Source organism: uncultured Psychroserpens sp. (genome assembly GCF_947500255.1).
In the GTDB taxonomy this organism is placed as follows: domain Bacteria; phylum Bacteroidota; class Bacteroidia; order Flavobacteriales; family Flavobacteriaceae; genus Psychroserpens.
Genome location: NZ_CANMRL010000001.1, coordinates 1555190 through 1567275 on the forward strand (window position 1 = coordinate 1555190; position 12086 = coordinate 1567275).

A 12086-nucleotide genomic window follows, 5' to 3' on the forward strand; every position below is an offset into this window, starting at 1 on the left:
GATGTTTAGTAGAGATCGTTGGAACGAAATATTAGAAGCCTTAACTAGTAATATGTTTAGAACCATATTGACAGCTTTTGGTGTGTTTTGGGGGATTTTCATACTCATCGTACTCTTGGCTGCAGGTAAAGGTTTGGAGAATGGAGTGAAGTTAGACTTTAGTGGTCGAGCGACAAATACAATGAATATGTGGGCGCAAACTATTTCTAAACCTTACAAAGGATTGCCTAAAGGAAGACGATTTACTTATAAAATTGATGATGTTGAGGCAATAAAAGACAAAGTGCCTAATCTTAAAATCGTATCACCAAGAAATCAACTTGGTGGCTGGGGAGGTGCCAATAATGTGGTGAGAGGATTGAAAACAGGTGCTTATAATGTATATGGAGACTATCCTGAAGTTATCCAGCAACAACCTATGGATATTACACAAGGACGATTTATAAACTATAACGATATTAATAAAAAACGCAAAGTAGCAGTTATAGGGCTTTCGGTTGCTAAAGAACTATACGCTAAAGGCGAAGAGATTTTGGGCAGTTATGTAAAAATTAGCGGTGTTAATTTTTCGGTTATTGGTGTTTATAAGACAAAGCAAACCGGAGGTGACGCAGAAGAAGGTCAAAAGCAAATTTTTGTCCCTTTTACAGCATTTTCACAAGCTTTTAATAGAGGAGATCGTGTTGGTTGGATGATGATTACCGCCGAAGATAATGTACCAATAACCGATTTGAAAGAGCAAATCTTTGATGTCGTTAGACAAAGACACACTATTCATCCAGACGATAAGCGTGCTATCGGTCACTGGGATGTGTATGAGGAATATAGTAAAATTGAAGGCTTGTTTACCGCACTACGCTTAGTGGCTTATGTAGTAGGTATTCTTGTATTGCTATCAGGAATAATAGGAATTAGTAATATCATGCTTATTGTAGTCAAAGAGCGTACGAAAGAAATAGGAATACGAAGAGCACTAGGCGCTTCTCCATGGTCTATAAGAGGTCAAATACTTTTAGAGTCTATTTTTTTGACAATCCTATCAGGAATGGTAGGGATTATTTTTGGATCATTAACTATATACGGGCTTAACGCTCTTTTAGATGCTAATGGTCCTGTAGATATGTTTGCTAACCCAAGCGTAGATCTTACAGTAATATTAATTGCATTAACTATACTCATTATCTCTGGATTGTTGGCTGGGTTTATCCCGGCTCAAAATGCGATTAGAGTAAAACCCGTAGATGCGCTAAGAACTGAATAATTAACCATCAAATATCAATCAGAAGTAAAAAATGAAAAAATCTGTCACTGTCATCATCTTAATAATTATTGCTGTCCTTTTTGGAGGATCGTTATATTATTTATATCAAAAAAATGCCGAAGATCCAGTTGTTTATACTACTGAAACGGCGTCTACAAAAACTATAGTCAAGAAAACTGTAGCTACAGGAAGCATTGTTCCCAAAGATGAAATTTTAATAAAACCCAATATTTCTGGAATTATTGAAGAAATTTACATTGAAGCTGGTGACGTGATTAAAGCTGGAGACCTCATAGCTAAAATTAAAGTTGTGCCAAATGTGTCATCACTTACAAGTGCTAAAAATTCTATTGCTACTAATCAAACAGCATTGCAAACAGCAAAAATTAACTTACAAACTCAGCAAGCAAATTACGATAGACAGAAAGCACTTTTTGACAAAGGTGTTATTTCTGCAAATGACTTTGAGTCTATAAAAAATACGTATTTACAAACAAAGCAGAGCGTTGAACAAGCAAAAATTAATGTCAATTCGTCTCGACAGAATTATGATATCATAAAGACTGGAACAACATCTGGTTTAGGTAATGTAGCTCAAACCCAAATTAGAGCTACTGTTTCTGGAATGGTTCTGGACGTGCCAGTAAAAACAGGAAATCAAGTAATTGAAGCAAATAATTTTAATGATGGAACCACAATAGCATCTATGGCAAATGTAGAGGATATGATTTTTGAAGGAAAAGTTGATGAATCTGAAGTTGGAAGAATAAAAGAGAATTTACCATTAGAAATTACAGTCGGAGCTATTGAAAATAAGAAATTTGATGCTGTTTTAGATTATATAGCACCTAAAGGAATTAATGAAAACGGAGCCATTCAGTTTGAAATAAAAGGATCCTTAAAAAAGAATGATAGTACTTTTATTAGAGCAGGATTGAGTGCCAATGCATCAATAATTTTAGCCAAAGCCGATAGTGTTCTTGCAGTAAAAGAGGCATTGTTAAGATTCGATCCTAAAACAAAAGCACCTTATGTAGAAGTTGAGGTAGGTGATCAAAAATTTGAAAGGAAAGATGTGGAGTTGGGTGTGAGCGATGGTATCTTTGTTGAGATTAAGAATGGGATAACAAAAGAGGATAAGATTAAGGTCTGGAATCAAATTCAAAGCGTTCCTGAATTCAATCAATAATAATTTTAACATTTAATGTAACACTTTAATATTTATAGAGACATATAGATAATTATGAAAAAAACAGTCAGTATACTTATTGTTTTAATAACAATCAGCCTTCAAGCCCAAAATAAAAAATGGACTTTAATAGAATGCGTACAATATGCATTAGAAAATAATATTTCGGTTAAACAAAGTGAACTAGATTTAGAATCTGCAGATATAGAAATGCTCACAGCAAAGGGTAATTTTTTACCAAGTTTGAATGCTGGCGCAGGAGTTTCTGAAAACACGGGACTTAGTTTTAACCCAGTAACTAATAATGCACAGACTACCACATTTTTATCGGCTAGTGGAAGCGTTAATGTTGGTTATACCATATTTGACGGACTTAGAAATATAAGAACATTGCAACGTGCCGAAATATCAAAATTGGCAAGCCAGTATCGTCTAGATAAAATGAAAGATGATATTTCGCTTTTTGTTGCTAACGGTTATCTCCAAGTGATACTCAATAAAGCAAATTTAGAAGTTTTAAAGTCTCAAAATGAAGTGACCAACGAGCAAATTCAAAGAACAGAGCAATTGGTAGAAGCAGGTTCATTACCAAGAGGTGATTTACTAGAGATTCAAGCTACAGATGCTAGTGAAAAACAGTCAATTATCAATGCTGAAAACAGTGTTCAAATTTCTCTTATTAGTTTAGCGCAATTACTTTTAATTAAGGACTACGAAAACTTTGACATTGAAGATGAAGGATATGACATTATAGATGCTGGAATTTCAAATAAAGATGTATCCGAAATTTTAGCACAAGCTAAAGAAACACGTTCAGAGATAAAAATAGCAGAACAAAATGTAGCCTTGGCCGAAAAAGATTTACAAATAGCCCGTGGTGCTAACCTTCCAACGCTATCTGCATTTTTTGGATACAATACAAGATATGCAAATACGACATCATTTACACAACAAGTAGATCCAGATAACCCAACAATTACTCAATCAATTGGTGTAGTCGAAGCAACTGGACAAACAGTTGTAGGTACATTTCCAAATACATTTTTACAAGAAGTGTCGGCAGATCCCTTCGTAGATCAACTTTATCAAAATGATGGTATAGGGTATGGACTTAATTTAAATATTCCTATTTTTAATGGGTTTGCTACAAAAGCTAGTGTTAAGAGAAATAAAATCAATTTAGAACGTTCTAAGTTTCAATTAGAACAAGCAGAATTAGATCTTGAGTCTACCGTGTATCAGGCCTATGTAGATGCCAAAGGCGCTTTAAAATCTTATGAAGCTGCACAATTGGCCTTAGAATCTCAGCAACTGGCTTATGATTATGCCAAAGAACGCTATGATGTTGGATTAACAAATGCGTTTGATTTTAGCCAATCCAAATTAAGATATGACAATGCCAGAATTGAATTAAACCGTTCTAAATACGATTATATATTTAAGTTAAAGGTTCTCGAATTATACTTCGGAATTCCTGCAACAGAACTAAAGTTTTAAGACCATGACCAAAAGAACAAAAATTATTATCACAGTTATAGGATTACTAATTCTTGCACTTGTTGCGGGAGCAAAAATGGGACTGTTTGGTAAAAAAGGTAACTTTAAAGAAGTTACTGTAAAAAAAGTAGCATCATTAGATATAGTTGAAACTGTTTCTGCTACGGGAAAAATTCAACCAGAGGTAGAGGTGAAAATATCTAGTGAAGTTTCAGGAGAGATATTAGACTTGCCTTATAAAGAAGGTCAACAAGTTAAAAAAGGAGATCTTTTAGTTCGAGTTAATCCAGATTTAATTCAATCAGCAGTAAGCAGATCTCAAGCATCATATCAAAATGTGAGATCAGGTTTGGATCAAGCCGAAGCTTCACTTAGAGAAGCAAAAGCAAATTATGACCGAAATAAAGCACTTTTTGATAGAGGTGTTATTTCAAAAGCAGATTGGGATAGATCAATAGCTGCTTATGAAACAGCTCAGGCTGCAAGAGGTTCTGCATATTATAGTGTACAAAGCGCAGCGGCCTCTGTTAATGAAGCTAAAGACAACTTAAGTAGAACGACAATCTATGCACCTATGAGTGGGACGATTTCATTATTAAATGTCGAATTAGGTGAACGTGTTGTTGGAACTCAACAAATGGCAGGTACAGAAATCTTGAGAGTTGCCAACCTAAATAATATGGAAGTTGAAGTTGATGTAAATGAAAATGATATTGTGAAAGTACAAATTGGTGACTCAACAATTGTTGAAGTTGATGCCTACTTAAAGAAAGAATTTAAAGGTATTGTTACAGAAATTGCAAACTCTGCTGCAGGAACTTTAACAGCAGATCAAGTTACAAACTTTAGAGTTAAGGTTCGTATTTTAGAAGAATCATACAAAGATCTAATTGAAGGTAAACCAGAAAGCTATTCACCGTTTAGACCAGGAATGACAGCAACAGTTGATATCATTACTGATAAAAGAGATAAAACAGTTGCAGTGCCAATTAGTTCTATAGTAATCAAAACAGATACGTCTTCAGTTAAAAATAACTTTAAAGCGATTGAAGATTCAGAAGAGATTAAACCTGAAAATGAAGAGAAATTTGAGTGCGTGTTTGTAAATAATAAAGGCGTCGCTAAATTAAGAGTTGTAAAAACAGGAATTCAAGATGATACCAATATTGAAATTGTTTCTGGATTAGAAGAAGGAGATGAAATTATTACTGGACCTTATAACATCGTTTCAAAAACATTAAAGTCTGGAGATAAGATCGAAAAGAAAGGTGCTAATCAAAAGAAAGAGGAAGTCGAGAAAGAAGAATAGTTTGATAGCTACCTAAATCACAATAATAAATATTATGTAATGTCCATTATACTAAGTATAGAAACATCTACAACAAATTGCTCAGTCTCTCTTTCAAAACAAGGAGAGACTTTGGTTTTAAAAGAAGATAATAATGTCAATTACTCACATGCTGAATCTTTGCATGTTTTTATTGATAGTGTTTTGGCATCTGCACAAATAGATAAAATCGATTTGAGCGCTATTGCCGTGAGTAAAGGACCAGGGTCATATACAGGATTACGTATTGGTGTTTCTGCTGCTAAAGGATTAAGTTATGCACTTGATATACCTTTAATATCAGTGTCAACACTTGAAGCACTTTCTCATCAAGTAACGATCGATGAAGGTATAATTATCCCGATGTTAGATGCAAGACGGTTAGAAGTATATTCAGCTATATTTAATAGCTCTTATGATTTAGTAAGAGGTATTGAAGCACAAATATTGGATGAGCAATCATTCCAAGAGTATTTAAGTAAAGGTAAAGTCCATTTTTTAGGTAATGGTGTTGAAAAAACAAGACAACTCATCAAACACTCTAACGCTGTTTTTGTTGAGAATAAGTTACCATCAGCTAATGAGATGAGCGCTTTGGCTTTCGAAAAGTATAAAAAAAGCGACATCGAAGATGTCGCTTATTTTGAACCTTTTTATCTCAAAGATTTTATAGCATTAAAGCCTAAATCATCTTAGCCTTGTTTTTGAATTTCGACAGCATGTGGATAAGGTATTTCAATACCGGCCGCGTCAAGAGCAATTTTTACATTTTCGTGAGTTTCAAAATAAACATCCCAATAATCTGCTACAGTAGACCAAGGTCTAACAGCAAAATTTACTGAACTATCAGCAAGCTCTGAAACATTTACAGAAGGAGCTGGGTCTTTTAAAACTTTTGGGTTAGACGTAAGCACACTCATTAAAATCTCTTTAGTTTGCTTAATATCGGAATCATAACCAACCCCAAAAGTCAAATCAATACGAAGTTTTCCTTCAGAAGAATAATTCACAATATTACCATTTGATAAAGCACCATTTGGAATAATAATCTCTTTATTTGTTGGAGATAAAAGTTTTGTAGTGAAGATTTCAATTTCTTTTACAACACCTAATTCACCTTGAGCTTCAATAAGATCTCCTATTTTTATAGGTTTAAAAATCATAATTAATACACCTCCAGCAAAATTTGCAAGTGATCCTTGAAGGGCTAGACCAATAGCTAAACCTGCTGCAGCTAGAATAGCAGCAAACGATGTGGTTTCAATACCTACAGTTCCTAAAACAACAACGATGAGAATAATCTTTAATGTCCAGCTTAAAAGGTTTAAAAGAAACTTTTTAAGGCTCTCATCATAAGCGCGTTTCTCCATAACTTTTCGTATACCTTTCAATATACTTTTGATAATAATAGAACCAATAATCCAAATGGCTATTGCGGCCAATACTTTTGGACCAAAATCTACTATGAGTTCATAACCTTTATCAATCCATTTTTGTAAATCCATAACATCGTTTTTAATTAGACAGCTATAATATTAATAAAAAACCCGAACATTTTAGTTTAAAATGTTCGGGTTTTCTTAAATAGTTAATCGTATTAGAGTGTATTAATATAATTAACTAGTTTAATTAAATCTTCTTTTTTTGAAGTTTTAATTTTATTAGATTTTATAAAACTCAAAATCTCTTTTGAATGCTTTGGAAAAGTCTTTGCTATTTCCTTTTTCTTACTCGGTATTTCTACGGCTATACCCTTATCGTTTAATGTATAATACACATCGCTCTTTCTTTTATATTGAGCTGGCTTAGTTTTGGCATAACTACTTGCTGCTTTTTTCTTTTCAGTAAAGGAAATTATTTCTTTTGCTAATAAAGGTTTCTCAATGGATGCATCGGTTAATACAACAAAGTAGCCTCTTTTTCCATTATTAGTGTCAGAATCTATATAATTGTAGGCGCGATACGCTTTATTACCCTTAGAAAATGTGATTGTAACATTAAGTAAATCTTTGTTTAATGCCTCAATATCATTATTGTCTTTTTTGATTTCCATAACATCACTAAAAGCATTATATCTTAAGCTAAATAACTTTCCGTCTTTGTCAGCAGAAATCTTACCTGGCATAAAATCGTTTTCGATATAAGGCGTTCCAATAATTGAATTATCATTAAGGTCGAATGCATAGATTAAACCTGGAGATGTCAAGTTTTGTCTATTTGGGTCTTGCGCTGTAGCACTAAACGACACTAATGAAATCATTGCCGTTAAAAAAATTGATTTTATCATAATAAGTGTTTTTTTATTGTGTAACAATAAATATGCCATGCTGCTATGCAACACAGTGAATACTAGCATTAGTATAAATTTATTTTACTTCAAAAGTCAATTTTACGTTCACTCTAAACTCTGTAACTTCATCATCATTGACAATAGCACTTTGATCTTGCACATAAACAGATTTAATATTTTTTATGCTTTTAGAGGCTTGTTTAACTGCTTTTCTTGTTGCGTCTTCCCAGCTTTTATCTGAATTTGATAAGACTTCGATTACTTTTAATACTGCCATTTTTTCGTTTTTTTGTTAAAAAATATGAATGTTAAAGATACTAAATAATAATTGAAACTATCCGTTTATTGCCTCTACCGTCTCAACTTTACCTTTCATCATTTCTCTTAGCATATTTTCAATTCCATTTTTAAGAGTAAATGTAGATGAAGGACATCCACTACAAGCACCTTGTAAGATAACTTTTACTTTCTTTTCTTGAGGATCATAGGACTGAAACTCAATATTTCCTCCATCACTTGCTACTGCTGGTTTAACATATTCTTCCAGAATATTAATAATTTCTTTTGAAACGTCATCTTTCTGCTCATACTGTTCATCTAGATGTTGGTCACTTTTTTGTATAACTTCAGGAGCATCAGAATTAATAATATCCTCACCATTTTCGATATAAGATCTTATAAACTCGCGAAGTTCCATAGTAATATCATTCCAATCGGCAACATCAAATTTGGTAATCGACACAAAATTTTCCTCCATAAAGATACTTTTAACAAAAGGAAAATGGAATAGCTTATTAGCTAAAGGGGCATATGCTGTTTCATCAATTGATGTAAACTCATGATACTTGGTTACTAACTTTTTATTTGCAACAAATTTTAAAACACTAGGATTTGGTGTGCTTTCAGCGTAAACTGTTACAGGAACTTTCTTTTTAGCTTCGGAAGAAGTAACAACCGCACCTCCTGAATTTAAGTAATCTTCAATTTGAGTAGCTACTTCGTCTTGAACATCTTTCCATTCGACAATATTATAACGTTCTATAGCGATAAAGTTGCCAGAGATGTATACTTTCTTTACAAAAGGAAGGTAAAATAGTTGTTGTGCTAAAGGCGAAGATTTTGCTTCATCAATATTATTGAATTCAAAACTCTCATGTTGCGTTATAAATTGATCGGTTTCAAATTTTAATATAGTTGGGTTAGTGGTTTCTTTTATTGAAATAGAATAATTTTTCATAGCATAAATTTTTGCAAAAATACGTAACAAAAAATTCAAAAAACAGGTTTTAATAACAACATAACGAATAAGAAGGGATAATTCTTACAAAATAAATATCTTTATAATGAGTTATTTTAAATTAACAGTTAGGGTTTTTAAGTGTTAAACTGTTATTTTTAAAAAGAATTAGAAGTACTAATTACTTAATTTTTACTAAATTTCGCTCTTATTATTAAAACCTCTACCTAAATAACTTGACTACAGTTTGCTTTTAAAAAGGCGTAGTGCTTTCATAGTTATAGTGTTCAACAGTTTAATTTTGTTGAAGTATGTAAGTTTTATAATAAGGGTAAAACTATTTTAAACCGCTATGAAAAAGCTTTACGTACTCTTTATCTTATTATCATATATCTCGTTTGGTCAAGATTTAAACATGCAAGATGGTACATTTAATAGATGTGCACCAGATTTATTTTTCGATTCGGGAGGGCCTGGAGGGCCTTATTCAAGTGATGAAGCTTTAGTAACAACAATTTGTCCTGAAAATGCAGGCGAATTTGTCATTATAAATTTCACAGATTTTAGTACACAGTTAAATGTTGATGTTTTAACTGTTTATGATGGTGATAGTACAGCAGCACCAGTTATTGGTACATATTCGGGAGTAGCAGGACCAGGTAATATTGTTGCTAGTCTACTAAACATGAGTGGTTGTATTACCTTTGAATTTGTTTCTGATGGAGCTGGAACAACTACTGGCTGGGAAGCCGAAATCATATGTACAGTACCATGTCAAACAATTACTCCATCCATAGATTCCACAACGCCTGAGGCCAATGGTGGAGGCGTTATTCTAATTAATGCAGGAGACCAAGTAGACTTTGTAGGTAGCGCTACATTTTCAGATGATGGAACCGGAGCGACATATGAATGGGATTTTGATGATACTAATACCGCAACAGGAACAAATGTGTCAAATATTTTTGCCGCACCCGGATCTTACGACGTCACGTTAACTGTTACAGATAATAATCCTCTGGGTTGTTCGGTCTCAAGAGATATAAACGTTTTTGTTCTAGGTGAGAATATTGTTGTTGATCAAACAACATTTACAGTAGAAGAACTCGTTCAAGATGTTTTAATTGATAGTCCTTGTGCCCAAGTAAGTAATATTACGTGGTCTACAGGTACAAATTTTAACGATGATAATGGTATTGGATATTTTGCTAATGATGGCAGTGTTTTTCCTTTTACTGATGGTTTGATACTAACCTCAGGAGATGCAAGTCGAGCTAGAGGTCCTAATAATAATGCATTGAGTGATGGTGGTGGAGGCTGGCCTGGTGATGCCGAATTAGATGCCGCAGTGGGAATTAATTCAAATAACGCCAGTATTATACAATTTGATTTCGTACCATTAGCTGATAGTATTAGTTTTGACTTTTTAATGGCTTCGGAAGAGTATAATGGTAGTACAGGTGGAACTTTCGAATGTACATTTTCTGATGCTTTTGCCTTTTTATTAACAGATCAAGCGACTGGTATAACAACAAATTTAGCCGTATTACCAGGAACAAATACACCAATTCTTGTTACAAATATTCATCCAGCAAATCCTGGTTGTCCTGCTATAAATGAGCAATTTTTTGGTGGTTACACAGGAAATAATTCACCTCCAATGAGTTTTGATGGGAGAACAGCAGTTTTTACCGCACAGTCTCCTGTAACTCCTGGAAATAATTATACAATCAAGTTAGTTATTGCTGATGCTTCAGATACAGCATTAGATTCTGGTGTTTTTATTGAAGCGGGAAGTTTTAATCTCGGTGGAGACTTAGGAGATGATATAACAATTGCAGCAGGTACAGCTGAATGTGGAGGTGAAACCATTACCTTAGATACACAAGCACCAACTGCAACTCATATATGGTATAAAGATGGTGTTGAAATTGCAGGGGAGACTTCTTCTACTTTAGATGTTATAGAGCCTGGAATTTATACAGTTGATGTTATCTTTTCTGGATCATGTCAAGCATCTGATTCTGTAGTTGTAGAATTTAAACCAAATGCAGAAGCTAATACGCCTCCAGATTTATCAATTTGTAGTTTCTCAGGAACCGGTGATTTTATGCTAACAGACAATGATGATGATGTACTTGGAACCCAAGATCCAAATGATTACGTAATTACATATCATCTTACCGAACAAGAAGCAATTGATAACGTAAATCCAATTCCAAGTCCTTATACTAATATTTCAAACCCACAAACAATACATGTTCGTATTGCTGAAAATACTCAGGAGTGTTTTGATTTAACATCTTTTGATTTAGTTTTTACAGACTTAACTATAAATAATACGGTTACTCCTATAGATGAGTGTGATGATGATAATGATGGATTCACAATGTTTACTTTAACTGAAAGAGATGACGAAGTCATTGGTGCCTTAGATGCAACAACAGTAACTGTATCGTATCACTTTTCTCAAGATGATGCTAATAATGATGTAAACCCGTTACCAATCCCTTACACAAATGTGGTGCCAGATAACCAAATTGTTTATGTTAGAGTCGAAGCAAATATAGATGCAGGTTGCTTTAATACAACTACTTTAGAATTGAGAGTTAATTCTACTCCTGTTCCTATTGTCCCTACAACTTTTGAGGTTTGTGATGATAATAATGACGGATTTGCAATGTTTGATTTAACAACAAAGGATGCTGAAATTATAGGGTTACAAACAGATGTTACTGTAACGTATCACGAAAGCCAAACAGAGGCAGATGATGGTTCAAATGCGCAACCAAGTCCTTATACTAATATAGATCCAAACACTCAAACACTTTACGTAAGATTAGAAGATGATATTTCAGGTTGTTTTGATACGGTTGAACTCGTATTACTTGTAAATCCTATTCCTGATGTTGGTGCCATTTCTAATTATGAGTTATGTGATTATAACCTTCCAGGAGATGAAGTAGAAGTTTTTGATCTAACGACAAAAGCTGCTGAGGCTATTAATGGTCAGACTGGTGTTACAATATCGTATCATGAATCACAAATAGATGCTGAAGGAGGAGCGAATCCTATATTAAATGCTTCATTCTATAGTAATACAAGCACACCACAAACGATATATGTTAATATTACTAATACATCAACTGGATGTTCTAATGTTGGTAGTTTTGACTTAATTGTTAATCCGCTTCCAGCGTTAGTTAATCCAACTCCGTTAGAGGTTTGTGACGATGGAGTTCCAGATGGTCTTACGAGTATAGATTTAACATTAAAGAACACAGA

General features: G+C 33.6%; 10 protein-coding genes. 6 read left to right on the forward strand and 4 right to left on the reverse strand.

Translation table 11 applies throughout. The features are described 5' to 3' along the window. The first annotated feature begins 1 nt into the window (after position 1). The 5 genes from Q0783_RS06710 to tsaB are packed head-to-tail and all read left to right on the forward strand — an operon-like array spanning position 2 to position 5970. The gene (locus Q0783_RS06710) at positions 2 to 1261 is read left to right on the forward strand and encodes an ABC transporter permease (protein WP_298894145.1); all 1260 of its coding nucleotides are present in this window, start codon (positions 2 to 4) and stop codon (positions 1259 to 1261) included. A 31-nt stretch (positions 1262 to 1292) separates the two neighbouring features. Further along, complete coding sequence (locus Q0783_RS06715; protein ID WP_298894146.1) at positions 1293 to 2450, forward strand: efflux RND transporter periplasmic adaptor subunit; 1158 nt, start codon at positions 1293 to 1295, stop codon at positions 2448 to 2450. A gap of 54 nt (positions 2451 to 2504) precedes the next feature. Further along, a complete protein-coding gene (locus tag Q0783_RS06720) occupies positions 2505 to 3947 on the forward strand; it encodes a TolC family protein (RefSeq protein WP_298894147.1) in 1443 nt (480 codons plus the stop codon). A 4-nt stretch (positions 3948 to 3951) separates the two neighbouring features. Continuing rightward, on the forward strand, positions 3952 to 5256 hold the full coding sequence (locus Q0783_RS06725) for an efflux RND transporter periplasmic adaptor subunit (RefSeq protein WP_298894148.1): 1305 nt from the start codon (positions 3952 to 3954) through the stop codon (positions 5254 to 5256). A 39-nt stretch (positions 5257 to 5295) separates the two neighbouring features. Continuing rightward, on the forward strand, positions 5296 to 5970 hold the full coding sequence (gene tsaB, locus Q0783_RS06730; RefSeq protein WP_298894149.1) for a tRNA (adenosine(37)-N6)-threonylcarbamoyltransferase complex dimerization subunit type 1 TsaB: 675 nt from the start codon (positions 5296 to 5298) through the stop codon (positions 5968 to 5970). On the opposite strand, the gene Q0783_RS06735 is transcribed toward tsaB, so the two are convergent. The 4 genes from Q0783_RS06735 to Q0783_RS06750 form a co-directional block, all read right to left on the reverse strand. Continuing rightward, the gene (locus tag Q0783_RS06735) at positions 5967 to 6779 is read right to left on the reverse strand and encodes a mechanosensitive ion channel domain-containing protein (protein WP_298894150.1); all 813 of its coding nucleotides are present in this window, start codon (positions 6777 to 6779) and stop codon (positions 5967 to 5969) included. The two genes, tsaB and Q0783_RS06735, sit on opposite strands and share 4 nt — an antisense overlap. Before the next feature lie 92 nt (positions 6780 to 6871). Continuing rightward, positions 6872 to 7561: a hypothetical protein gene (locus Q0783_RS06740; RefSeq protein ID WP_298894151.1), complete on the reverse strand. Its 690-nt coding sequence runs from the start codon at positions 7559 to 7561 to the stop codon at positions 6872 to 6874. Between the two features lie 79 nt (positions 7562 to 7640). Continuing rightward, entirely contained in the window at positions 7641 to 7841 is a 201-nt protein-coding gene (locus Q0783_RS06745) for a dodecin family protein (RefSeq protein ID WP_230935004.1), read from the reverse strand. A gap of 57 nt (positions 7842 to 7898) precedes the next feature. After that, positions 7899 to 8801, reverse strand: coding sequence for a NifU family protein (locus tag Q0783_RS06750; protein ID WP_298894152.1), 903 nt, complete (start codon positions 8799 to 8801; stop codon positions 7899 to 7901). A 352-nt stretch (positions 8802 to 9153) separates the two neighbouring features. On the opposite strand from Q0783_RS06750, the gene Q0783_RS06755 reads away from it, so the two are divergent. Then, positions 9154 to 12086: choice-of-anchor L domain-containing protein (locus Q0783_RS06755; protein ID WP_298894153.1), on the forward strand; the 2933-nt coding region annotated here is incomplete at its 3' end.